Source organism: Gluconacetobacter sacchari, from assembly GCF_014174255.1.
GTDB lineage: Bacteria > Pseudomonadota > Alphaproteobacteria > Acetobacterales > Acetobacteraceae > Gluconacetobacter > Gluconacetobacter sacchari.
Window position 1 is genome coordinate 1 of sequence record NZ_JABEQJ010000045.1, and the last position, 23,298, is coordinate 23,298.

The following is a 23,298-nucleotide window of genomic DNA, read 5'->3' on the forward strand; positions in this document are numbered from 1 at the left end:
ATCCGAGGTGATCCGGCCACCATCAAAATCAGCCGTGATTTTCTTGCGTCCGATGGCTGGAAACAGGAACGGTTGGCTCGTATCGTCGGACATGGCGGGTGTGGCTCGGCGTGATCGGAGAAACGGATGGTTTTGACACCCAATTCGTAAACCCAATCAAAAGCTTAGGCGATACCCGCCGCCCAATCTCGACCAACCCCGTGAATAAGATGGGCTAATCCGTCTTGAATCCTCCCTTCTCGCCAAAGCCTTCCGGGGCGAACTCGTCCCGCAGGACCCGAACGACGAACCCGCCAGCGTCCTTCTCGGCCGCATCCGGGCCGAACGGGCTGCGGCCCCGAAACCGAAAAGAGGGCGCAGCGCGTGACCGACGAACCGTTAATCCCGCCGGACAAGTGGCTTGCCATGGGTGGGGACCTGACAAACTGCCTGTGGACCAGCGCCGGCGATCTGGCATTTTATGAGGACCTCCCAATCACGGATGCTCTGAAAGCACGTCTGGAGGCATGGGAAAAATGGGCGGGTGACTATGAGGATTTTTTGCCGCGCGAAAAACGGGCACCTTTCGACCTGCCGGGCTTTACTGCCTCCGGCCTTGAAATCGCTCGCGCTCTGAAAGCGGAACTTCCTGACTGGACGATCGTCTATCGGGACGAATTCAAATGGCAGCACCAAGAAGAACTGGGGCTCACCCCCGCCGAATGCTCGTACGAGGTTTGATCCAACACCATGACCGTTCCTGATTATCAATCCCTCATGCTGCCCGTCCTGCGTCTTGCCGCCACAGGCACCCGTCGCGTGCCGGAAATCGCTGAGGCGATCGCGGATGAACTTGCATTATCACCGGAAGACCGGGCCGCATTGCTTCCCAGCGGCACCCAAAGGTTGCTACCCAACCGCGTTCACTGGGCCAAGACATATCTGATGAAGGCGGGTTTGCTGTCTTCTCCCGCGCGCGGACAGTTCACGATTACATCCACTGGCAGGGATCTGCTTGCTTCCGGCCCATCTGCCGTGACGCGCACCATGCTTGAGCAGTATCCGTCATTCGTAAGCTTTGTCGCTGGTCGACCAGAGAGGGCGACGGAACAGACAGCCGTGTCAGTGACGCCCCACACTGCCGCGACAGAGAGCCAGACTCCCGAAGAGCGGATTGAGGCAGCTCACACGGAACTGATGTCTGAACTGCGCGCGGACCTTCTGGATCAGATCCTGCAACAGAGCCCCGCTTTCTTTGAACAACTGATCGTCGATCTTCTGGTTGCCATGGGCTATGGCGGCAGTCACGAAGATGCTGCAAAACGCATTGGCGGCACGGGGGATGGTGGCGTTGACGGCGTAATTAACGAAGATCGCCTTGGGCTGGACCGAATTTACGTGCAGGCAAAGCGTTATGCCGCGCATCTCAGCATCGGACGCCCTGACATACAGGCCTTTGTTGGCTCGCTTGTTGGACACGGATCGAACAAGGGCGTGTTCGTCACCACTTCGTCCTTCAGCGCCCCGGCGATGGACTTCGTCCGCCATCTGAGTCAGCGCGTCATTTTAATTGACGGCGCAGCATTGGCCGATCTGATGATCGAACATGGCGTCGGCGTGCGCGTCAGCCGTGCCATAGAGATCAAGAGGGTCGACCTGGATTTCTTCGACCCAGGCTAAACGACCTGCGGCAAGTAGGTATGCATGTCTGGTTTATTGAACTCCAAGCACAAACCGGACATTCCGTTCTCCCCCCCCCCCGATCTGCCTGTCAACTTACAGATGCAGCAGCAGGCAGGCGGCCGTCGCCTTCTTGTCAGATGAATGGCTGGCTGGGAAAAGCTCAAGCTGTAGCTGGCGTCTTGCTCTTTGCCAGCCAATCGCGACGTATCGCCATGCCTGACGCAAGCCACAGCACTCCTGCGGCCATAAGGCCAGCGACCTCGCCGCCCATAGGTGCTCCCATCACGAAGCCGACGGTTGCGGCAACAATCAAAGCCGCTCCTAGAATATAGAACGGACGGAAGCCCGCAGCGAAAGCAATGGGAAGAAAGTGAAGCCCGACAACCAGAGCCATTGAAGGCAGAAGGAGGTCTGGCCGATGCAGATTTATGACAATGTTGGAGGCGAGGAAAAGGCCGATGCCTTCGCCGATGCTACTCCACATAATGGCACGTTCTTCTTTCGGAGTAGGTTTGATCCCATCTCCAGATAAACGGATAACATACATTGCCGCGAGGCCGATCAAGAAGAAGCCCAAAAAAGGCACGGCCAGCGCGATCCCGGAAAGATCCAGATGCCAATACAACGTCAACGACGCGAAGACCGCCCCGAAGAAACTCATGATGAGCGCGCCCCAAGCCCCCACTGCCACTCTCCTTATGACTTCGTAACGACAGAGTAGGTCTGGCACACGAATTAGTCGAGATAGATTAGGGTAGGAGGTTAAGCCAACCCCTTCTCCGATTGGACAGCTATCTAGACGGCCGGAATCTTCTCAAAGGGGTTAGGTTCGAGAAACGCTGCCGCCATAGACGTCAGCTATAATATTCATGCAGCCGTTAGCAGACGTTCCGCTTGCCCCCCCCCGAACTGCCCGTCTGCTCAGTGACGCCGGAGCAGACGGGCGGCAATCGCCCTCATAACCGTCATCCGGCCTCCTTACTTTGTTTCCTGATAACGGACATTCCCTTTTACAAAAGCGTCAGCAATTCCCCTCGGGACTATCTCTACTTGTCGTCAACCCACTCCGCCGTGCCGGACCCGAGAGGAACAGCCGGTGATATCCATTGCATTTTCATATCTCCGACAGTCGCCGGAGGACGAAGGCGCAATGCCGGTCCCCATGCAGTCATTTCCGGATGTTTTGAACAATCAACCGGTCCGGCTTCGCCCGGGTCATCTCCGGCGTATTCCCCTGCATACGCGAAAAGCAGTTCCGCCGTCCGCGCCAGAGACAGCCGAAACCTTGTCGTGGGTTCCCCGCGCAACCGGGCGGCGATACCGCGCACTGCCGCCGCAGCCATCAGATAACCAGTCGCATGATCAAGCGCCTGCACAGGCAGAGAAACCGGCACATCGGAACCACGCCACACCATTCCGCTGGCGGCGATCCCGGATGAGAACTGCACCAGGCTGTCGAAACCGCGCCGGTGCGCCCATGGGCCGCTATGGCCGTAAGCATTCAGCGACACATCAACCAGACCGGGCCGGATGGCCTGCCGCTCATCAGCACCATATCCCAGACATTCGAGGGCATCGGCCCGATAACCGTGAACGAGAATATCCGCGCGGGACAGCAATCGTTCAAAGACAGCTCTGTCGCCGGCATCGTGCAGATCCAGCCGGGCGCACCGTTTTCCGAGGGTGACATCCGGCGCCACAACGGGTTCTTCCCATCCCGGAGGATCGATGCGGAGAACCTGGGCACCCCATCCCGCAAGAAAACGGGTCGCGACCGGACCGGCCAAAATCCTCGTCAGATCCAGCACACGCAAACCGGCGAGGGGTCTCTTACGATCAGGCCGCCACACCGGCCCAACATACGATCCCCTCCTGTCACACAGAATCAGAGGCTCCCGCGAAACAGCCCTGCCCTGTGGATGGTTTTCCCACTCCAGCCGGCTCCGCAGCCGCGCCGCGCATCCTCCGGCGGCAACAATCGCCTGCTCAAGCTCATCTCCATTCCAGCCCGTAACAGCTTTCGCGACCGCTTCGCGCGTCGTAACATTGCCGAGCACGGAAAGAGCTGCGCGTTTGTGATGGACAGCATTGGTGTGGATTTTGATCCAGCCATCCCGCGTGCGGTAATCACCCGCAATGGCGTCCCATGCAGCCGGAAGCGTCCAGCCCTGCGGTCGGATCGAAAACCGGAACCAGAGCGAAGCGAGGCGGTGATCGACCGTCACCGGCAAAACCGAACCGTCCTGCTCCAGAAGATCCGCGACCGACAGACAGGCGGCTCCGATCGCCGCCGCCGCAAGTTCCGTCACCGGAAAGCAGGAGGGAAGACGGTTTTCTCCTGCGAATGTCGCCCGCGCGGCCGCTTCCGGAGCAAGCCGGAGAGCGGGAAGAATGTCTTTGAGCAAAAGGTCCGTTATATCCGGCGTCATGCGATGCTCTCCTGTCTTCCGACAAGACATGAAAGATACCTGGGCAGCGAATCAATTTGAAACTGGTACGTAGTTATAAACAGGAGATCAGCTACGGACCGGATTGTTCGTCCACTTCACCGTCTGCTGTTTCCAACGTCGGACCTTCCGCTTTCCCCCCAAAAATGCGAGCATCAGGGAGGTCGAGCCGGCGGACAACGCCGGATGAAAAGTCTGCGAAATCCTGATGCGCCGATAGCGCATGGTGTAAACGCGACCGGCCGGGATCGCTGTCGGGGGTGAGCCTGACTCTATGAGTCGAAAACCCGAGGGACATCGCGTGCGCCATGGAGCACGCGAACGATACCCGCTGAGTTCTGCGGAAAATAAGTCAAACCGCTTTCTAAGGGCCTTATCGCTCGTCGATCGCCCGCTTCGGCAGCAGCGCGGGCACGAAGATCAGCGTGGCCAGCAGGGTACAGGCCAGAGACAGCAGCAGCAGCCGGCCCATGCTGGCGGTGCCCGGATGGTGCGACGCGGCCAGCGAGCCGAAGGCGGTGCTGGTCGTGAGCGCCGAGAACAGTACCGCCCGCGCCGTCGGGCTGGACAGCGGCGCCCGCACGCCGGCGCGCCAGTTCATGACGAAATAGATGTTGAACGACACGCCCACGCCCAGCAGCAGCGGCAGGGCGATGATGTTCGCGAAATTCAGTTGCTCCGGCACCATGATGATCAGGATCACGGTCATCAGCGCCGACATCAGCAGCGGCGCCAGCACCAACGCCATGTCCAGCACCCGGCGCAGCGCCACCAGCAGGATCACCGCGATCATGCCGATCGCCGACAGCGCGGCGAAGACGAAGGCATGGACCATGGTGGCGGCGCTCTCCACCACCTCGATCGCCGGGCCGCCGGCATCGGGCGCCACGCTGGTAATCTCGGTGACATAGCGGCGCAACTCGGCGTTGCTGTCCATGCCCGCCTTGGGATGGACCGAAACGACGGCGCGCCCGTCGGGCAGCAGGTAGTCCCGCCGGATCGAGGGCGGCACATCGTCCAGGGTCACGGCATGGGCGCCCAGCATCTCGCGTAACTGGTCCAGTTGCCCGGGCAGGAAGCGCACCAGCGCGGTGTTCGCCGCCATCAGCCGGTCGTCGGAGGCGTGCGACAGGCGGTCCAGGGCCGCCTGGATCCGCCGCAGCGGGTCGCGCGGGTCCAGCCGGTCCAGCACGCCGCCCAGGTCATGCGCCGATTTGGCCGCCGCCGCCCGCAGGGCTGCGGCGTCGGGCGCGGGGCGCGGATGGGGCACCACCAGCGTCGTCAGCAGGATCGATGCCGTATCCTGGATCATCGCCAGCTTCGGGGTCTGGTCGTCGGGCACCAGCGTGCCCAGCCACATCGCATCGTCCACCATCGGCAGGCGCGACAGGCGGTCGGCCAGCGCCTGGGCATGCTTCAGGTCGGGCACCAGCACCTCCGCCCCATAGGGCGAGGATTGCGGGTCCTTCATCAGCAGTTTCAGCGTGCGCATCCCTTCGGAATGCGGGTCCTTGGTATGCAGCGGATCGGCATCGAAGGTCAGCACCGGGATCAGCGCCGCCCCCAGCACCGCCAGAAAGGTAAAGACGCTCAGGATCTGCGTGCGATAGACGCGCACCGCGCGATCCGCCGGCCGGGCGAAGGCAAAGCCCGCCACCTGCTGGTCCAGCGGAGGATGAAACAGCAGCAGCAGCGCCGGCAGCAGCGTGACGGTGCAGGTAAAGGCGATCAGCATGCCGAAGCCGGCGATCAGCCCCAGTTGCGCCACGCCGACAAAGGCGGTGGGGGTAAACGCCAGGAAGCCGGCCATCGTCGCCATCGCCGCCACCAGGATCTGGTGGCCCGTCTCCTCGCCGGTATGTTCCAGCGCGGTCCGGATCGGCGGAATCAGCCCCGAAGGCAGGCGCTGGGCGCGGAAGCGGACCGAGAACTGGATGGCGAAATCGACGGCGATCCCCACGAACAGCACGGCGAAGGCCACCGAGATCAGGTTCAGCGTCCCGACCGCCAGCGCGGCGAAGCCGGTCGTCAGCACCAGCCCCACGATCAGCGTCATGACGATCGGCACGATGATCCGCCAGCTCCGCACGGCCAGGAACAGCCACAGCGTGACCAGCACCAGCGACCCCGCCAGCCCCGCCACCATGCCCTGCGCCACGGTGGCGAATTCCTCGTCATTGATCTGCACGTCGCCGGTGATATGGACCCGGGCATGCCCCGACCGCACGAATTCCAGCCCGGCGATCGCCTTGCGCATCGCGTCGCTGGCCTCGCCGCCCGGCTGGAACGATCCATAATCCAGGCGCGGCCGGGTCACGACGAAGACGTATTTCCCGGCCATGTCGGCCAGGCTGCCCGCCAGCATCCGCTCCCACGACAGGGGCTGCGGGCTGCCGTCGGCCGCCTGTTCCAACGTGGTGGCGAAGGCCTCCAGCGCCGGCTGGAAATTCTTCAGGTCGGCCTGCCCCTGCGCGACTCCCAGCGCGATCAGCGACAGCGCGTCGAACAGGCCGCGCCCCGACGGGTCGGCCGCCAGGCCGCCCAGAAAGGGCTGGGCCGTCACGATCGTATCCAGCACCGTCCCCAGGCTTTTCTGGTCCAGGAACAACAGGCCGTTGCGGACCAGATAGGGGTCGTCCTGCGGAATGGTCACCGACAGGAAATGGGTGGTGTCATGGCGCAGCCGCGCGGCCAGTTCGCGCGCGGTGGCCTGCGCCTCTTCCGGTATGTCGGCGTCGATGACCGCCACCATCTGGTCCTGGTTCTGCGGAAACAGGCGCGCCAGCTCGTCCGACCGCTTCTTCCACGGCAGGCTGCTCGAAAACATGGTTCCGGTATCGGTCGTCACGTCCAGCCGCTTCATGCTGCACAGGACAGCACCTCCGACCAGCAGCGCGAACAGCAGCAGTACGAGCACGGCATGGCGGGCACAGACCGCCACCAGGCGACCGATCGGAATGGACGGCATGATTCGTCATTCAGCCTTCAAGAGACGGACCGCGCGACCGCAACGAAAGCGGCGCGATGTGATGGGGCATCGTTTGACCCGGGATGACGGCCGGATGCAAGGCGCATGTTCGGCATGCCGCCCGCTCCCTCCCCGCGGGCACGATCGCCTCGCGCGCGCGACACCCGGCGGGTAGAAGAAAAACAATATGTTAACGCACAGTGTGGCCCGGCCGCCGCGTCGGGGGCCATATCAATGGCCCGGCAGGCCGACGCCATGATCCAGCTTGCGGCCCGGCGTGTGCCAGTGGGTTTCCATCCACTGCCACCCGGCCAGCGCCGGCAGCCCCCAGGCGATCTCCCGCACTCGCTTGATCAGCGACAGTCCGATGGAAACCGCCGGCGGCAGGCCGCACAGGCTGCCGATCAGGATAAAACCCCCTTCGGACACGCCCAGCGCGCCCGGCACGGCAAACCCGACCGATTTGGCCGCCTGACCGACACTTTCGATCACGAAACCGTGAGCAAGCGAGCGGTCATGGCCCATGAAATGCAGGATAAGACAGACTTCGACGGCCCCCAGGCTCCAGGCGACAAGCTGGCACAGCCCCGCCCGCACCGCGTGCCCCGGCGCGGTATACAGCCCCATGATCTCGCCATGCAGCCCGCGGATGCTCTCCACCCCGGTCCAGCCCAGATGGGCGGCGATACGCACCAGCAGCCGCTCGACGACCGAAACTGCGCCCAGGCACTGGCTGCCCAGGAAGACCGCGCCCAGCACCAGCGCCATGCCCGCGCTCTCCACCAGCTCGTCCGTCACCGACGACCGCTTGACCAGACACAGCAGCAGTGCCAGCCCCAGCAGGGTAAAGACCACCTGGCTCAGCAATTCGATCGTCAGGTCGCAGATCGTCGCCGCCGCCGCCCGGCGCAGCCCGGGCCCGCGCCGCGCCAGCAGCCGGGCCGAGATCACCTCGCCCCCCACCTGGGCGACCGGCAGCAGGTTGTTCACGCCTTCCCGCACGCAGCGCAGCGCGACATAATCCCGCAATTTCAGGTGGGAATCGTCCCGTCCGGCAATGATCTGCCACGACCGGGCGGACAGCATGACCTGGACGGCATGGAACAGGATCGCGGCCAGCATCCCCCAGCCGCCGATCATGACCAGATGCAGAATGCCACGGGCACCGAAACGGGACAGCAACCAGAGCGTGAGCGCCATGCCGAACAATCCGGCGGCCAAAGTCACCAGCTTCATTCCGTGCCCCCGCATTCCGGCACAGCCGGATCCAGTGCCGGCGTCCGCCGGCATGCGCGGTAGCGTATCAGGCCTTGATTTTGCGTATCAAGGCCAGACTTTCCACACAGGCCGCCGCAGCCTCGCGTCCCTTGTTATGCTCGTCATGGCGCGACCGCAGAAAGGCCTGCTCGTCGGTATAGGTGGTCAGCACGCCGAACGTCACCGGCACCTCCGTCGCCAGCGACGCCTGCATCAGCCCGACCGTCGCCCCCAGGCTGATGAATTCGAAATGCGCGGTATCGCCCTTGATCACGCAGCCCAGGCAGATCACCCCTTCGTAGCGTCCGGTGCGGGCCAGGGTCTGGGCCAGCAACGGCAGTTCATAGGCGCCGGGGGCATACAGCACATCCTCGTCCGCGACGGTGATTCCACGCTCGCCCAGCCATGCCAGGGCACCGTCGCGCAGCCCATGGGTCACGGTCTCGTTGAAGCGGCTGACCACGATCGCCAGGCGCGGCGGCGGCGCAAGGGCCAGGTCGGGCGAAAGAGTGGGCGTGTTGGTACTCATGGTCCGTTTCCTACTCCGCCGCCGCGTCGGTCGCGGCGAAAAGCTGGTGTCCCATCCGGGTCCGTTTGGCATCCAGATAAGCGCGGTTGAAAGGGTTGGGCGGGATGTCCAGCGGCACGCAGGCGCGAATGGCGAAGCCGTGCCGTTCCATCGCCGCGATCTTGGCCGGATTGTTGGTCATCAGGTCCAGCGTCCGCACGCCCAGTTCGCGCAAAATCGCCCCGGCCGCCGTCCAGTCGCGCGCGTCGGTCTCGAACCCCAGCCGATGGTTGGCATCCACCGTGTCCAGCCCGCGATCCTGCAATGCATAGGCGCGGATCTTGTTGGCCAGGCCGATCCCCCGCCCCTCATGCCCGCGCAGATACACCAGCACCCCGCTTTCGGCCGCGCCGATCCGCGCCAGCGCGCATTGAAGCTGGGCACCGCAATCGCAGCGCATCGACCCCAGGGCATCGCCGGTGACGCATTCGGAATGCAGCCGCACCAGCGGCACCGTGCCCTGCCGCGCGAGGTCGCCCTTCACCAGGGCCACATGCTCCGTCCCGTCGGCGGCGCGAAAGGCATGGATCACCAGGTCCTCGCCGCCATACACGCTGGGCAGCGCGGCCTGCGCAATCCTTTCGATCCGCGATCCGGGCCGCGATCCGGGCATGGCCGCAGCGGCATCGCGCTCCCGCAGCCAGTCCGCCAGTTCCGCGATCGACAGGATCGGGAGGGTATGGCGCTCGGCATACCGGCGCAGGTCGGGCATCCGCGCCATCGACCCGTCCTCGTTCATGATCTCGCAGATCACGGCGGCCGGCGTTCGGCCGGCCAGGCGCGCCAGTTCGACCGAGGCCTCGGTATGCCCGTTGCGCGCCAGCACCCCGCCGGGCACCGCGCGCAGCGGAAAGACGTGGCCGGGCGATACCAGGTCGGCCGGCCCGGCACCCGGCGCCACCGCCGCCAGGATGGTCCGGGCCCGGTCGGCGGCGGATATGCCGGTATCCACGCCCTCCCGCGCCTCGATCGAAACCGTGAAGGCGGTCTCGCGCGGGCAGCTATTCACCCGCGTCATCATCGGCAGGCCCAGTTGCTCGACCAGCCCGGCCTCCAGCGGCAGGCACACCAGGCCGCGCGCGTGCGTGACCATGAAATTGACCGCGGCCGGCGTCACCAGGTCGGCGGCCATCACCAGGTCGCCCTCGTTTTCCCGATCCTCGTCATCGACCAGGATCACCATGCCGCCCGCGCGGATCGCGTCGATCGCGGTCCGCAGGCGTGGGCCCATCATCGGTACTGACATAGGGTCTCCACATATTTGGCAATCACGTCCACCTCGACATTCACCGCGTCGCCGGGCGCCAGCGTGCCCAGGCTGGTATGGGTCCAGGTGTGCGGAATGATCATCAGCGCCACGGGGAACGCGTCCGCCCCGGCGCCCGCCGTTCCCGCCTCGCCGATCTCGTTCAGCGTCAGGCTGATGCCGTCCAGGGTGATCGATCCCTTTTCGACCAGATAGCGCCGCAGCGACGTGGGGATGGCAAACACCACCCGCCGCGCCTCGCCTGCCGGTTCGACCGCCAGCAGGCGGCCGGTGCCGTCCACGTGCCCCTGCACGATATGGCCCGACAGCCGGGTGGCCGGGGTCACGGCGCGTTCCAGGTTCACGCGCGCGCCCTCGGCCAGGCGGCCCAGGCTGGTCCGGTCCAGCGTCTCGATGCTGATGAAGAAGGACGCATCGCCCGCCGCGTCGAATTCGGTAACGGTCAGACACACGCCGTTGACCGCGATGCTCTCGCCCATCGACAGGTCGCCGATGCCGGTCGCGATCGCGACATGCAGCGCGCGATCACCCCGCCGGGCCGACGTGACGGTGCCCAGATGCTCTATGATGCCGGAAAACATGCTCTCTCCTCGGCCGCCGCCAGACGCGGCGCCAGTTCGGGGAACAGGCGCAGCGGCGTGTCCGTCCCCACGCGAACGGCCGGATCCAGCCGCTCGGTTCCACCCGGCCCGACCCCGATGGTCAGCCAGTCGTTCCACAGCCCCGTCGCGCGCAACGCCGTCAGCAAGCCCGGTCCGGCCTCGACCAGGGCCCACAGCACGCCGGCCGCGCCCAGCAGTTCGGGCAGACGGGCGATGTCCTGGCAGATCCGCACGTCGAACCCCCGTGCGGCCGCATGCGCGCGCCAGTCCGCCGGCACCCGGCCGCGCCGGTCGCAGACGACCAGCAACCGGGGCGCGCGGCCCGCGTGATCGGCCACCCGGCGCACATCCAGCCCCGGCCGGTCGGCCAGCACCGTGCCGCTGCCGGTCACGATCGCGTCGGTCGCCCGCCGCAGCCGATGCGCCAGCGTCAGCGCGGCGTCGGATGTGAACGTGTGCCGCCCGGCGGGCGGGATCATGCCGCCCGCGGCATCCACCGCCTGCTTCACCGTCAGCCACGGAAGTCCGGTCCGCGACCAGAGGCCGAACGGCGCGATCAGCGCCCGGCACGCGGCGGCGGCCTCCATGTCGTGGTCCAGCACCTGCACGGCACACCCACCGGCGCGCAGGCGCGCGATTCCACCGCCGGCGACGCGCGGATTGGGGTCGGCCGCGCCCACCCACACGGTGCGGATCGGCGAGGCCAGGATGGCTTCCGAACACGGGCCGGTACGGCCGGTATGGTTGCAGGGTTCCAGGGTCACGACCGCGATGGCGGCGCGCGCCATCAGCCCCTGTTCGGCGCATCGGCGCAGGGCCAGCGCCTCGGCATGGGGGCTGCCCGCGCGATGATGGGCGGCAACGGTCAGGATAGCGCCATGCCGGTCCAGAATGGCGCAGCCGACGGGGGGGTTGGGGGCTGTCGCGCCCATGAAGCGCACGGCTTCCTCGATCGCCGCGCGAAATGCGCGCGCGATCGGGGCCTGCTCCGTCATCTCGGGTCGCGCATCGACCGCAAACACAGCCAAACCAATGGTCCCATCCAGCGGACGGACCCGGGGCACATAAATCCACCGGCGCGCCACGACGTTGGCGCGCCTTGCAGACATCGTTCTCTCTCATCCGGACTATGACCGTCGGCCCCGGAATCACACCGGGTCTGCTGTCCCCGCCCGGCCATAGGGACCAGACGGGCGCTCGCGGGCTTATGCGTGACCAACATGGCCGAACGCACTTACCGCCGGTGGGGATTTTCACCCCGCCCCGAGAACGTCAGTTCAGCCGGCTACCAGAGCCGGCACATCCACGATAGTGGGCAATGATCCGCGGGAATGCAAGAGCCTCCTATTGCGGCGACGCGCCGGTCGAGTGGGTGATCGCATGCTGCGACGCCGTGGCCCCCCGCGACACGTCATGCCCGACCGAACTGACATCCTGCCCGGCACCGCGCACGGTATTGCAGGCGGACAGCCCGGCCGACAGGCCGAGCATCGCGACCGTCAGCAGGACGGCGCGGGAAAAATGTGCATAGTCCATGGAAACCTCCTTCACGGATTGATATCATTCAAGAAACCCCGCTGAACGACGAGAGTTCCCGCCCCCCGTACGAACAGACCAGCTTACCCATGTCTCCCGTCCATGCCGCCGCCGCGCGTCCTCCCGCCCACCCACCATTTCGACGGAGAACTTCAAATGGTTTCCTCCCCCGCTCGCATGACCAACGCGACTGTCGACCCACCCCCACCAGGATTCGTTCCTCTGCCGGAATCCCTGGCCGGCGGATTCAATCTCGCAAGCGGCGGTTTTCTGGTCGCGCAGAAAGCGGGTGCGCTGATCGGCGGCTTCCGCGTGACCAGTGCGTGCAGCAATCAGGCGGGATTCTGCCATGGCGGCAAGCTGGCGACTGTCTGCGACGTCTATCTGGCGTTAGCAGTCGTCTTCGCGGAAGATCTGCGCGACGATTTCCTGCCCACCGTGTCGCTGACGATGGATTTCATGGCACCCGTCGCCCAGGGCGCATGGGCCGAATTACAGGCGGACACGCTGCGCATCACCCGCAGCCTGGTCTTCGCGCAGGGGCTGGTGACGGTGGGCGGCGTTCCCGCCGCCCGGGCCAGCGCCGTCTATCATCGCACTCCACCCGGCCGCGATAGTGCGAACACCATGGGCGCGGCGTTGCGCGCCCTTTTGTGATGGTCCGCCACCATTAATGGGTGGCGGCGGAAGCGGTGGAATCGAGTGCGCGATTGAGCAGCAAGGCTAGGCGAACCCCCGCTTTTTTCAGTTGCTCCGTAACCACATCGCGCGCCATGGCATCATATCCTGGCGGCAATGCCATCGGTGCCTCATCCTGCTGGCATCCCGGCAACGAGCCGATGCTGTAGGCATCCGTTCGAGCGAGTTCGAAACTCTGCTGTGCCCATGCCCGGGCGCCACCTTGTTCCCATTGCTGCTTCTGGTCGACGGAGATTTCGTGGAACAGCCGTTCGGCCAGATGTCGCGCGTCCGGATCGACTTCGGACACGGCCACCGTGTCCCAATAGCTATGCAGGTTGACGGTACGCGGACCACCCAATGCGAGGCGCACGCAGTTGCCGCCCTTATCATGATTGTCGGCTGCATGCAGCGGTTGATGCATGTCCGCTACGAAATGGATGACATATTTCAATGCCAGCGCGCGTTCGTCTGTGCTGGTAGCCGGATCGGCAAGTTCATGTTCGAAGGCGTCCAGCCGGTCGATGACGCAGTCATGTGCCGGTCCGGCACTGGCGGGCACCGAGGTCGCGGGAAAACCGTGGCAAGCAGATGCCACATCGGGGTGGTCGATCTCGATATCGACGAAATGCCACTCCCCGGTCTCGGGATGAGTCCGGCGCCAGACATCCGCCCAGACCGCGCGCGACATCAGGTCCGGCCCCGTCTCCGTGTCGTGGTCGGTAGCCAAGATCGCATCCACCGCATGTCGGGTGGTGGGTGTCAGGTAATCCCAGGCCAAGGCTGCGACTACCTGATGGCCTTCGACGCCCCATGCGTCGGCTTTCAGCGGCAGTGCCAGAAGACCCATCAGCAACGACGCCGCTCCGAGCCCCCCCATGCCCACGCGCCAGCTATTTTTCCATACCCGATCAGTCATTGCTTCCTCTCGTTGTTCTTTATCCCATCCGGTCTCCACCGCCAGACGACGCAGTAATCTGCCACGCCCATGTGCCCCCTGGAACCGTCCGGAACACGATCGGGGAGATGAAAAAAATCGCTCAAGGGGGGTTGTCGTTTTTCGACCTCTCGGTTAAACAGCGCCCCACGACGCACCCGTAGCTCAATTGGATAGAGCACCAGACTACGAATCTGGGGGTTAGAGGTTCGAGTCCTTTCGGGTGCGCCATTTTCTCATGAAAATTAATTGCTTGGCTCTCAGATTCCGAGGGGCTGAAACTAGCGGATTTCGCCCGTCTCATGTCAGCTTCGTATTTGCGTGCGGGTGCGGCAGATGTGTGCAGACGAAGAAGGACCAAGCCTTATGTTCTTCGTGTTCAAGGCGGCGTTGTCGGGCGTCCTGATTGCCGTGGTCTCCGCGGTGGCGCGGCGCTACCCAGGTTTCGGTGCCCTGATCGCGTCGCTGCCGCTGGTTTCGATCCTGGGTATGCTTTGGCTGTGGCAAGAGACGCAGGACCCGACACGCATGGAAATTCATGTCGGCGCCACCTTCTGGTATATCATCCCCTCCCTACCCATGTTTCTACTGATCCCGCTGATGATGCGACACGGTATCTATTTCTATTGGGCGCTGGCGCTGGGATGCGGGGTTACAATATTTCTCTATGGGTTGACCGCTCGGTATATCGGGATGCGGTGAATAGTTTTTGGAAAAACACCTATACTTGAAATTTTCAAACATAAGCTGATACTTGGCGTGTGTCGGGAGCGGTGAGGAAAACGAAAAATCTGTCAGAATGAAACGTGCCTCGGTCGTTGTCATAGCCGCATCGATACTGTCCGGATGTGCTCACTCCGCTACCCGGCAGGATGACTCTCGTGCCGTCCTGCTTCGCAGCGTTGGCGGTAGCCCTTCTATGAACGCGCCGAATGTAACGCCAGATGATGACAAGATGCATGGGGAGGTCTCGATGGGTGTAGCGTCAGACTTCGGCCGTGGGCATGGCGCTGTTCCGATGACTTCTGCCAATATCACGAACGTGTTGCCGGGTGTCAGCATCGGAGAAACGTCGTGGGGAAAATAGGGCGGGAGTGAGGCTAAATGCTGTCCGACGATGTCGAGGCGCAGAAATAATAAATATATGCAAGTAGAAACTCTGCCGCGCGCTGTCGAACCGCGGCATTCCGTTTCTGCTGGCTCCCGGATATTCCAGCCGTGGTCGAGCGACGATCCCGACGGTCAGGAGGGGGGGTAACCGGCTTCATGGACCAGATCCAGGTCGCCGAAGCGGGTGAATTCACCTTCGAAGAACAAGTGTACGGTACCGGTGGGACCGTGGCGCTGCTTTTCCAGGATCAGTTCGGCCCGATTGTGCGCCAAGTCCATTTTGCGTTGCCAGTCTTCCAGTGCCGTCTGGTATTTCTCGGTCGAATCGAAGGCCGTTTCCTTGGGCTGGCGCTGTTGCAGGTAGTATTGGTCGCGATAGACGAACATCACCGCGTCGGCATCCTGCTCGATCGAGCCCGATTCACGCAGGTCCGACAGCATGGGTCGCTTGTCTTCGCGACTTTCGACTTGGCGCGAGAGCTGGGACAGTGCGATCACCGGTACGCTTAGTTCCTTGGCGATTGCCTTCAGCCCCTGGGTGATCATGGAAATTTCCAGCACGCGACTTTCCGGTCGCGTACCCACCGAAGGGCGCATCAATTGCAGGTAATCCACTACGACCAGGCTCAACCCCTTGGTGCGGGCCAGCCGGCGGCAACGCGTACGCATGGCTGACAACGAGATCGCAGGTGTATCGTCGATATGTAGCGGCAACTGCGCCAGTTCGCGCGTGACATGGACGAAACGGTCGAACTCCTTCTGCCCGATCTCGCCCCGGCGGATACGTTCGCCCGACACGCTCGCCTGTTCTGACAGAATACGGGTAGCCAGCTGCTCGGCCGACATTTCCAGTGAGAAGATCGCCACTGACCCTTTGGGTTGGGTGCCTGGGGCCGCGTCCCGCGCCTCGCGCATCAGGGCGCGGGCGGCGCTGAAGGCGATCTTGGTTGCCAGCGCCGTTTTGCCCATGGCTGGGCGTCCGGCCAGGATCAGCAGGTCGGAAGGATGCATGCCGCCGGTCTTCTTGTCCAAGTCACGCAGACCGGTCGTCAGGCCCACCACGTCGCCGGTGCGATGAAATGCCTTCTCGGCCACATCCAGCGCATTGGCCAATGCGCGGTCGAAGCTGGTAAAGCCGCCATCCTGCCCCTTGTCGGTGGCCAGACGGAATAGTGCCTCTTCACCCGCTGCTATCTGGTCGACACCGTCCAGTTCGGGCCGGGCGCCGAAGGCGTTGTTCACCACGTCCTCGCCGATCTCGATCAATTGGCGGCGCACCCAGGCGTCGTGGATCACCCGACCGTAATCGCCGGCATTGATGATGCCGACCATCGCCGTCAGCAGACGTGCCAGATAGGGCATGCCGCCCACCGGCTCCAGCACGCCGGAATGTTCGAACTCGCCGCGTAGGGTGACCGGGTCGGCCAGTTGCCCGGCTTCGATTCGCCGCGCGATGGCGTCATAAATCCGACCATTCACGGCATCGGCGAAATGCGCGCCGGTCAGGAAGTCCGACACCCGTTCATAGGCGCGGTTATTGGTTAGCAACGCGCCCAGCAGGGCCTGTTCCGCCTGCATGTTGGCAGGGGGCTGACGTTGGGTCAGGCCTAGGAGGGAGCTGTCGCCCGTGCTGGACTCGGTCTGGGTGGTATCGATCTGGTTCACGCGGCAATCCTAGCAGACAGCAGGGCGATCACACAGTGGTGGGTGTCCTGCTATGCCTCGAACTCGGCGATGAAGCTGGGCAGGCCTTGTTGCCGTGCCGTCTGAAGCCGCGCCGCCACCAGGATCGATCTGGCCTCGGCAATCGCCTGGTCCAGGTCGGAGTTGACGATGACGTGGTCGAATTCCTGCCAGTGTGCGATTTCGTCGCGGGCTGCCGTCATGCGCCGGGCGATTTCCTCCGCGTGGTCCGAAGCCCGGCCGCGCAGCCGCCGTTCCAGCTCTGCCAGCGAGGGGGGGAGCACGAACAGGCTGACCACATCCTCGGGCAGTGCCGCCCGGATCTGGCGATGGCCCTGCCAGTCGATGTCGAAGACCATGTCGTGCCCGCTGGCCAGGGCGGTTTCGACGGGGCCGCGCGGAGTACCGTAGCCTCGGCCGAACACGGTCGCCCATTCGAGCAGATCGCCGGCGGCCGCCATCTGCTCGAACTGTTCCATGGTACGAAAATGATAATGCACGCCGTCGGTCTCGCCTGGGCGGGGTTGGCGGGTGGTGACGGATACGGAATGCAGCAACTGGGGATCGGCAGCCCGTAACGCATTGGCGATGGTTGATTTTCCGGCGCCGGATGGGGCCGAGATCACCAGGCAGACTCCGCGCCGTGCCACATGCGGCCGTGCGGACGGGGCATGTCGTTCCCTGCTGGGCGTCATCGTCGGCATATCCCCCTCGTTCCGATAGCGTGCCGCGCTGGCCTGGCACGGATTTGCGGTCTTTTATCAGGCAGTCTCTATTCTGGCGAATATGAAACAGGACATGATCTTGATTACCGGCGCCTCGTCGGGAATCGGCCGGGCGATCGCCCTTCATCTGGCGGCTCCCGGGGCCGTGCTGCATCTGGGGGGCCGTAATGCGGACAGGTTGGCGGCGACGGCGCGGGCGTGCGTCGCGCGGGGGGCGCGGGTGTTGGCGCGGTGCCAGGACGTGCGTGATGCCGAGGGCATGGCTGGGTGGATCGGGGGCGTCGGTTCGCTGGACCTGGTCTTCGCCTGTGCCGGAATCACGGCCTCGACCATGGTGCGGCGCGGCGGAGGGCCGCGCGAATCGGTGGGTCAGGTCCGGCGCGTGCTGGATGTCAATCTGGGTGGCGTGGTCAATACCGTGCTGCCGGCGATGGAGGTGATCGGGAGGCAGGAGAGAGACGGGCGAGGGATTCGCGGGAGGATCTGTGCCATCGCCTCGGTCGCCGGACTGGTCGCGTTTCCCGGCACGCCGGCGTATTGCGCGTCGAAGGCGGCGGTGGACCGGTTCATGGTCGCGACGGGGGGCAATACGGCGCGTGACGGCATTCTGCTGTCCAGCGTCTGCTGCGGCTTCGTCCGCACGCCGATGGTGGCGGGCAATGATTTTCCGATGCCCGGCCTGACCGAGGCCGATGCCGCCGCCATTGCGATCTTGCGCGGGGTCGCGGCCGGTCGGCGGCGTATCGTCTTTCCGTGGTGGCTGGTGGCGGGGTCGCGGTTGATGGATCTGCTGCCGCCGCGCTGGGCCGAGGCCTATTACAACCGCCAGCCGGCCGGCCGGCCCGGATCGATGCCCGAAACGGGCGGAATGTCGTCCTGACGGACGGCTTGCCATTGGTGTGGGTTCACGCCACGATTGCTTCGGCGTCGTCATGATCGAGGGTTCGGGCTGCGTGTTGATGTCTTTTCTGCGTCCCCCCGCCATGGAGGAGCTTGGCGCCGATGCCGTGTCGCGTCCGGTCGCGGCCGATCGCAAGACCATGCCCATCGACCGGGTGTTCTGGAGCCATTTTTCACCCAATCTCGGCCCTGGCGGGTGGGTGACGGGGGCGTTGCTGGTCTCGCTGGGCCTGGATTTCCGTTTCGGGCTGATGGCGATCGTGATCGGCAATCTGGTGGGTGCGCTGCCGGTGGCGCTGGCCGCAACGATCGGGCCGCCGACGGGGCTGACGCAGATGGAGGCCTCGCGCCGCGCATTGGGGCGGCTGGGCGTTCGGCCGCCGGCCTTTCTCAACTGGATCTACTGCGTCGGCTGGGATGCGGTCAACAACGTGCCCGCCGCCACCGCGCTGATCGCGTTTCTGTCGATCGTCGCCGGGGCGGCACCGCCTTTCTGGCTGGCGCTGGGCGTGCTGGCCGCCGCGCAGATGGTGGCCAGCATCTATGGCCACGACATGGTGCAGGCGTTGCAGAAATATCTCGGTGCGGCACTGCTGGCGGCCTTTGCCGTCATCGGGCTGCAATCGGTGTGGCATGGAGGGGCCCTGCCGCAAGTGGCGCATCCGCCCACGGTGGCGACCCTGTTGCTGGCGATCGCGATCCTGGCCAGTTTCAACCTGTCCTGGGCGTCCTATTCCTCGGATTACACGCGCTACCTGCCGGCGGACACCGCGCCGGGGCGGGTGGTCTGGCTGGCGCTGGCGGGCCTGCTGGGCTCGGCGGTGCCGTTCCAGATTCTCGGCCTGCTGACGGCGGCCAGCGTCGCCGAACCGTCGCCCACCGCGGTGATCGCCAGCTTGCAGCACGCGGCAGGGCCGCTGGGGCCGATGGTGCTGGCCGTGATCGCCCTGTCGTCGGTCACCGGCAATTCCTTCAACGACAACACCGCCAGCTACAGCCTGATTTCCGCCGGGGTCCATATTCCGCGCGTGCTGGCCGCGATCATTACCGCCCTGCTGGGCTATGGGCTGGCGGTCGCCGGCGCGGGGCGGTACGCGGCGCTGTATACCGACTATCTGGTCGTGACGATGTACTGGATCGCGCCCTGGATCGGCATCGTGCTGGCGGACTGGTATTTCGGCGACCGCACGGTGCATCCGGTGCCGCCTGGCTGGACGCGCGGGGCAAGCATTTTCGTGGTCGTTTCGGTGACGACGATCCTGCTCTTTTCGACCAGCCAGCTTTATACCGGCCCGGTCGCCCGATGGCTGGGCGGGGCCGATATCGGTTATTATGTCGGCTTCTTCGTCGCGGGCCTGTGGTACGGCGGGGGCAGGTGGCGCGCCGCCGCGCGGAAAGCTGATGCATAGCCGGCCGTCATCGGCTATGCGCAGTCCCGCATGAACCCCTGCCGTCCCTTCATCCTGCGCCCCGTGGCGACGACGCTGATCGCGGTTGCGCTGGTGATCGCGGGCCTGTTCGCCTATCGGTCGCTGCCGGTGGGAGACCTGCCGAATATCTCGGTGCCGGTCATCTATGTGGTGGCGACCCAGCCGGGGGCCTCGCCGCAGCAGATGGCGACGTCGGTCACGACGCCGCTGGAGCGGCGGCTGGGGCAGATCGCCGGCATCAGTTCGATCGAATCGGATTCGACCGACAGCACCGCCTTCATCCTGCTGACCTTCGACGACAGCCGGAACATCGACGGCGCGGCCAACGACGTGCAGGCGGCATTGCGCGCCGCCATGCAGGACATGCCGACCACGCTGCAACTGGTGCCGCAATACTGGAAGGCCAATCCGGCCGACAATCCGATCATGATCATGGCGCTGACGTCGGACAGTCGGCCGATGGCCGATCTGTACGATGTCATGAAGACGCATCTCCAGCCGATGCTGTCGCAGATCAAGGGTGTGGGCTGGATCGAGATCGCGGGCAGCTCGGCCCCGGCGGTGCGGGTGGAGATGAATCCCTACCCGCTGTTCAAATACGGCATCGGCTTCGAGGATATCCGGTCGGCCCTGGCCTCGGCCAACGCCAATACACCCAAGGGCTATATCGACGTGGGGCCGCGGCGCTACACGATCGCCACCAACGATCAGGCGCGGCACGCCCCGGAATATCGCGACCTCGTCGTGGGATACCGATCCGGCCGACCGGTGCGGCTGACCGATGTCGCCTCGGTCGTGGACGGGGTGGAGAACGAGCGGCAGAGCGGCTATTTCAGCGGGCATCGCGCAGTCATGGCCATTGTCCGGCCGCAGCCCGGAGCCAATGTCATCCATGTGATGGACGAGATCCAGGCCCGCATCCCCAGCATGCGGGCCGCCCTGCCTTCGGGCATCACGCTGACGCCGGGCATGGACCGTTCGATCACCATCCGCGCCTCGCTGACCGATACGCAGCTTACGCTGCTGGTTTCGGTGCTGCTGGTGGTGGGGGTGGTGCTGGTGTTTCTGCGCGCGCCGCGTTCGACCCTGATCCCGGCGGTGACGGTGCCGATCTCGCTGGCGGGGACGCTGGCGGTGATGTACGTGCTGGGCTTCTCGCTGGATACGCTGTCGCTGATGGCGCTGACGATCGCCACCGGGTTCGTGGTCGATGACGCGATCGTGGTGGTGGAGAACATCGCCCGGCACATGGAGGACGGGATGTCGCGGCGCGACGCCGCCCTGCTGGGTTCGGGCGAGATCGCGTTCACCGTGCTGTCGATCACCATCGCCCTGGTCGCGGTGTTCCTGCCGCTGCTGCTGATGCCCGGCACGCCGGGGAAGATCTTCTTCGAATTCGCGATGACGCTGGCCACCGCCGTCACGGTCTCGCTGTTCCTGTCGGTCAGCCTGACGCCGATGATGTGCGCGCTGCTGCTGGACGTGGCCCATGGGGCGCCGCTGCCCGCCGGGGCGTCGGCGGGCCGGCGGACGCTGCGCCGCCTGTCGGACGGGATCGAGGCGGTGTTCGAGGCGATCCTGCACGCCTATGTCCGCTCGCTGGACCGCGCGCTGCGGCATCGGTGGCTGGTCCTGGCCACGCTGCCGCTCAGCCTGGTGGCGACGGTGGCCATCATCGTCGTGATGCCCAAGAATATCATCCCCAAGGAGGATGTGGCGCTGATCGTCGGGTATTTCCGTGGTGACGAATCCGGGTCGTTCCAGAAAATGGACGAGAAGATCCGTGCCGTCAGTGCCGCGATGATGGCCGACAAGGACACGGAATCGGTGGCGGCGTTCTCGGGCGACACGCGGGTCGAGGGCCAGGCCTTCGCGCAGATGATCGGCAAGCACGCGCGCGACGACGGGCCGGACGAGATGATCGCCCGCATCCGCGAGCGCCTGAAGGGGCTGGCGGGGGTCCGGCTGTCGCTGTTCTCGGCCGGCGACGTCAATGGCGGCGGCGGGCGGCAGCAGCAGGGGGCCTATCGCTATGTGCTGCGCAGCGACAATGCCGAGCAGATCTACGAATGGACGCCGCGCATCGTCGATGCCCTGAAAGGCAGCAAGGTGATGACCGACATCACCACCAACCTGACCGACCACGCGGCCGCGACCTATGTCAACATCGCCCGCGATACGGCGGCGCGCTACCTGGTGACGCCGCAATTGATCAGCCAGGCGCTGTTCGACGCGTATGGCCAGCGTAGCGCCTCGAACATCTCCACCCCTCTGGCCACCTATCATGTGGTCATGGAGGTCGCGCCGGCCTATCGCCAGTCGCCCGACATCATGCAGGCGTTCCGGGTTTCGACCTCGGGCGGGACTGCCGGGGGCGGCACGGCGTCCAACACCGTGCGCGTGCCCGCGCCGGCCAGCGGCGATACTTCGCGGGCGACGTCGCTGAGCCAGCAATCGTTCCGCAACGCCATTGCCAACCGGCTGGCGGGCGGGGCCGGGGCGTCGAGCGGATCGGCCGTGTCGTCCAGCATCGAGACGATGGTGCCGCTGCCGGTGGTGGCCCGGATCGCCGAACGTCCGACCTCGATTTCGGTAGGGCATCGGGACGGTTTTGTTTCCGGCGCCATTTCCTTCAACCTGGCTGCGAACCGATCGCTGGACGAGGCGACGGCGGAAATCCGCGCGGCAATGGTCAGGTTGCATGTGCCCGGCTCGATCCAGGGCGGCTTTACCGGCCAGGCGGCGCAGTTCCAGACGGCGATGATCAACGAGTTGCTGGTGTTCCTGGCCGCGCTGGCGACGATGTATGTCACGCTGGGCATTCTGTACGAGAGCTATGTGCATCCGCTGACCATCCTTTCCACCTTGCCGTCGGCGGCGGTGGGGGCGGTGCTGGCGCTGTGGGTGACCGGCGAGGAATTCTCGCTGATCGCGATGATCGGGGTGATCCTGCTGGTCGGCATCGTGAAGAAGAACGCGATCCTGATGGTGGATTTCGCGCTGCATGCCGAGCGAGACGGCAGCATGTCGCCCGAGGAGGCGATCCGCGAGGCCTGCGCCAAGCGTTTCCGCCCGATCCTGATGACGACGCTGGCCGCCGCGTTCGGCGCGGTGCCGCTGATCCTGAGCGGCGGCTATGGGGTCGAACTGCGGCGCCCGCTGGGCATCGCGGTGGTCGGCGGGTTGGCGATGAGCCAGCTTCTGACCCTTTACACCACGCCGGTCGTCTATCTGCTGCTGGAGCGGATCCGCGCGTGGACGACGCGGCAGGCGTCGCGCCGGTGGCGGGGACGCATGCGACCGGCGGAGTAGGCCTTCTTCGCCGCCTCAGGCCCGGATCGGCAGGAGGACGGCGGGGGTGGCCAGTTCGGCCAGGTCATGCAGGTGTCGGCCGAGTTCGGTCTTGAAAACGGTGCGGGCGATGGCCCGCAACTGGTCGCGATCGATGAAGCCCATGCGGAAGGCGACCTCGGCGGGCGATCCGACGAGCATGCCCTGTCGGGACTGGATGGTCTGGACGAACATGCC

General features: G+C 65.0%; 19 protein-coding genes, 1 tRNA gene, 1 pseudogene and 1 riboswitch. Of the genes and pseudogenes, 8 read left to right on the forward strand and 13 right to left on the reverse strand.

The features are described from left to right. Window positions 1-363 precede the first annotated feature (363 nt). Together HLH48_RS21165 and HLH48_RS21170 are read left to right on the forward strand one after the other, a co-directional pair. Complete coding sequence (locus tag HLH48_RS21165; RefSeq protein ID WP_264812417.1) at window positions 364-720, forward strand: hypothetical protein; 357 nt, start codon at window positions 364-366, stop codon at window positions 718-720. A gap of 9 nt (window positions 721-729) precedes the next feature. Beyond that, window positions 730-1,659 (forward strand): restriction endonuclease, encoded by a 930-nt coding sequence (locus tag HLH48_RS21170; protein ID WP_182999459.1) that lies wholly within the window; start codon window positions 730-732, stop codon window positions 1,657-1,659. Window positions 1,660-1,822: 163 nt separating this feature from the next. Here HLH48_RS21170 and HLH48_RS21175 read toward each other — a convergent pair whose 3' ends face one another. The 9 genes from HLH48_RS21175 to HLH48_RS21215 form a co-directional block, all read right to left on the reverse strand. Then, a complete protein-coding gene (locus HLH48_RS21175) occupies window positions 1,823-2,323 on the reverse strand; it encodes a hypothetical protein (RefSeq protein ID WP_220795253.1) in 501 nt (166 codons plus the stop codon). Between the two features lie 385 nt (window positions 2,324-2,708). After that, window positions 2,709-4,091 (reverse strand): CoA transferase, encoded by a 1,383-nt coding sequence (locus HLH48_RS21180; RefSeq protein WP_182999461.1) that lies wholly within the window; start codon window positions 4,089-4,091, stop codon window positions 2,709-2,711. A gap of 391 nt (window positions 4,092-4,482) precedes the next feature. Continuing rightward, on the reverse strand, window positions 4,483-7,077 hold the full coding sequence (locus HLH48_RS21185; RefSeq protein ID WP_182999462.1) for an MMPL family transporter: 2,595 nt from the start codon (window positions 7,075-7,077) through the stop codon (window positions 4,483-4,485). 231 nt (window positions 7,078-7,308) lie between these two features. Beyond that, window positions 7,309-8,313: a lysylphosphatidylglycerol synthase domain-containing protein gene (locus HLH48_RS21190; RefSeq protein WP_182999463.1), complete on the reverse strand. Its 1,005-nt coding sequence runs from the start codon at window positions 8,311-8,313 to the stop codon at window positions 7,309-7,311. A 67-nt stretch (window positions 8,314-8,380) separates the two neighbouring features. Then, window positions 8,381-8,863, reverse strand: a complete 483-nt coding sequence (gene ribH, locus HLH48_RS21195; protein ID WP_182999464.1) for a 6,7-dimethyl-8-ribityllumazine synthase — start codon at window positions 8,861-8,863, stop codon at window positions 8,381-8,383. Between the two features lie 10 nt (window positions 8,864-8,873). After that, complete coding sequence (ribB, locus tag HLH48_RS21200; RefSeq protein ID WP_264812418.1) at window positions 8,874-10,133, reverse strand: 3,4-dihydroxy-2-butanone-4-phosphate synthase; 1,260 nt, start codon at window positions 10,131-10,133, stop codon at window positions 8,874-8,876. After that, complete coding sequence (locus HLH48_RS21205) at window positions 10,133-10,750, reverse strand: riboflavin synthase (protein ID WP_182999466.1); 618 nt, start codon at window positions 10,748-10,750, stop codon at window positions 10,133-10,135. The genes ribB and HLH48_RS21205 overlap by 1 nt, the downstream gene beginning before the upstream one ends. Next, window positions 10,732-11,766 (reverse strand): bifunctional diaminohydroxyphosphoribosylaminopyrimidine deaminase/5-amino-6-(5-phosphoribosylamino)uracil reductase RibD, encoded by a 1,035-nt coding sequence (gene ribD / locus HLH48_RS21210; protein ID WP_182999475.1) that lies wholly within the window; start codon window positions 11,764-11,766, stop codon window positions 10,732-10,734. The genes HLH48_RS21205 and ribD overlap by 19 nt, the downstream gene beginning before the upstream one ends. A 111-nt stretch (window positions 11,767-11,877) precedes the next feature. Further along, a riboswitch (FMN riboswitch) is annotated at window positions 11,878-12,046 on the reverse strand. A 69-nt stretch (window positions 12,047-12,115) separates the two neighbouring features. After that, window positions 12,116-12,307: an entericidin A/B family lipoprotein gene (locus tag HLH48_RS21215; protein WP_182999467.1), complete on the reverse strand. Its 192-nt coding sequence runs from the start codon at window positions 12,305-12,307 to the stop codon at window positions 12,116-12,118. Window positions 12,308-12,463: 156 nt separating this feature from the next. On the opposite strand from HLH48_RS21215, the gene HLH48_RS21220 reads away from it, so the two are divergent. After that, window positions 12,464-12,964 (forward strand): PaaI family thioesterase, encoded by a 501-nt coding sequence (locus tag HLH48_RS21220; protein WP_182999468.1) that lies wholly within the window; start codon window positions 12,464-12,466, stop codon window positions 12,962-12,964. Between the two features lie 13 nt (window positions 12,965-12,977). Here the strand turns inward: HLH48_RS21220 and HLH48_RS21225 are convergent, their stop codons facing one another. Continuing rightward, complete coding sequence (locus tag HLH48_RS21225) at window positions 12,978-13,835, reverse strand: S1/P1 nuclease (protein WP_246387650.1); 858 nt, start codon at window positions 13,833-13,835, stop codon at window positions 12,978-12,980. A gap of 241 nt (window positions 13,836-14,076) precedes the next feature. Between HLH48_RS21225 and HLH48_RS21230 the strand changes: the two genes are divergently transcribed. Together HLH48_RS21230 and HLH48_RS21235 are read left to right on the forward strand one after the other, a co-directional pair. Further along, a tRNA-Arg gene (locus tag HLH48_RS21230) sits at window positions 14,077-14,153 on the forward strand. A gap of 135 nt (window positions 14,154-14,288) precedes the next feature. Continuing rightward, a complete protein-coding gene (locus HLH48_RS21235; protein ID WP_182999469.1) occupies window positions 14,289-14,624 on the forward strand; it encodes a DUF3147 family protein in 336 nt (111 codons plus the stop codon). A gap of 540 nt (window positions 14,625-15,164) precedes the next feature. On the opposite strand, the gene HLH48_RS21240 is transcribed toward HLH48_RS21235, so the two are convergent. Beyond that, complete coding sequence (locus tag HLH48_RS21240; protein WP_373320203.1) at window positions 15,165-16,688, reverse strand: replicative DNA helicase; 1,524 nt, start codon at window positions 16,686-16,688, stop codon at window positions 15,165-15,167. Between the two features lie 59 nt (window positions 16,689-16,747). Beyond that, window positions 16,748-17,410 carry a guanylate kinase gene (gmk, locus tag HLH48_RS21245; protein ID WP_182999471.1) on the reverse strand — a complete coding sequence of 221 codons (663 nt, stop codon included), beginning with the start codon at window positions 17,408-17,410 and terminating at the stop codon, window positions 16,748-16,750. Window positions 17,411-17,501: 91 nt separating this feature from the next. On the opposite strand from gmk, the gene HLH48_RS21250 reads away from it, so the two are divergent. The 3 genes from HLH48_RS21250 to HLH48_RS21260 all read left to right on the forward strand — a co-directional run bounded on the left by HLH48_RS21250 (window position 17,502) and on the right by HLH48_RS21260 (window position 23,082). Next, complete coding sequence (locus HLH48_RS21250; RefSeq protein WP_182999472.1) at window positions 17,502-18,320, forward strand: SDR family NAD(P)-dependent oxidoreductase; 819 nt, start codon at window positions 17,502-17,504, stop codon at window positions 18,318-18,320. 79 nt (window positions 18,321-18,399) lie between these two features. After that, window positions 18,400-19,749, forward strand: a complete 1,350-nt coding sequence (locus HLH48_RS21255) for a purine-cytosine permease family protein (protein WP_246387647.1) — start codon at window positions 18,400-18,402, stop codon at window positions 19,747-19,749. 30 nt (window positions 19,750-19,779) lie between these two features. Beyond that, on the forward strand, window positions 19,780-23,082 hold the full coding sequence (locus HLH48_RS21260; protein ID WP_182999473.1) for an efflux RND transporter permease subunit: 3,303 nt from the start codon (window positions 19,780-19,782) through the stop codon (window positions 23,080-23,082). A 15-nt stretch (window positions 23,083-23,097) separates the two neighbouring features. Here HLH48_RS21260 and HLH48_RS21265 read toward each other — a convergent pair. Beyond that, window positions 23,098-23,298: pseudogene (locus HLH48_RS21265) on the reverse strand (hypothetical protein); the annotation flags it as partial.

Bases quoted from the DNA above. Each gene is read 5' to 3' on its own strand.
- HLH48_RS21185 (WP_182999462.1), bottom strand. From the start codon at position 7,077: ATGCCGTCCATTCCGATCGGTCGCCTGGTGGCGGTCTGTGCCCGCCAT.
- HLH48_RS21170 (WP_182999459.1), top strand. From the start codon at position 730: ATGACCGTTCCTGATTATCAATCCCTCATGCTGCCCGTCCTGCGTCTT.
- gmk (WP_182999471.1), bottom strand. From the start codon at position 17,410: ATGACGCCCAGCAGGGAACGACATGCCCCGTCCGCACGGCCGCATGTG.
- HLH48_RS21180 (WP_182999461.1), bottom strand. From the start codon at position 4,091: ATGACGCCGGATATAACGGACCTTTTGCTCAAAGACATTCTTCCCGCT.
- HLH48_RS21255 (WP_246387647.1), top strand. From the start codon at position 18,400: ATGTCTTTTCTGCGTCCCCCCGCCATGGAGGAGCTTGGCGCCGATGCC.
- HLH48_RS21215 (WP_182999467.1), bottom strand. From the start codon at position 12,307: ATGGACTATGCACATTTTTCCCGCGCCGTCCTGCTGACGGTCGCGATG.
- HLH48_RS21250 (WP_182999472.1), top strand. From the start codon at position 17,502: ATGAAACAGGACATGATCTTGATTACCGGCGCCTCGTCGGGAATCGGC.
- HLH48_RS21175 (WP_220795253.1), bottom strand. From the start codon at position 2,323: ATGAGTTTCTTCGGGGCGGTCTTCGCGTCGTTGACGTTGTATTGGCAT.
- HLH48_RS21190 (WP_182999463.1), bottom strand. From the start codon at position 8,313: ATGAAGCTGGTGACTTTGGCCGCCGGATTGTTCGGCATGGCGCTCACG.
- HLH48_RS21205 (WP_182999466.1), bottom strand. From the start codon at position 10,750: ATGTTTTCCGGCATCATAGAGCATCTGGGCACCGTCACGTCGGCCCGG.
- ribH (WP_182999464.1), bottom strand. From the start codon at position 8,863: ATGAGTACCAACACGCCCACTCTTTCGCCCGACCTGGCCCTTGCGCCG.
- HLH48_RS21235 (WP_182999469.1), top strand. From the start codon at position 14,289: ATGTTCTTCGTGTTCAAGGCGGCGTTGTCGGGCGTCCTGATTGCCGTG.
- HLH48_RS21260 (WP_182999473.1), top strand. From the start codon at position 19,780: ATGAACCCCTGCCGTCCCTTCATCCTGCGCCCCGTGGCGACGACGCTG.
- HLH48_RS21220 (WP_182999468.1), top strand. From the start codon at position 12,464: ATGGTTTCCTCCCCCGCTCGCATGACCAACGCGACTGTCGACCCACCC.
- HLH48_RS21225 (WP_246387650.1), bottom strand. From the start codon at position 13,835: ATGGGTCTTCTGGCACTGCCGCTGAAAGCCGACGCATGGGGCGTCGAA.
- ribB (WP_264812418.1), bottom strand. From the start codon at position 10,133: ATGGGCCCACGCCTGCGGACCGCGATCGACGCGATCCGCGCGGGCGGC.
- ribD (WP_182999475.1), bottom strand. From the start codon at position 11,766: ATGACGGAGCAGGCCCCGATCGCGCGCGCATTTCGCGCGGCGATCGAG.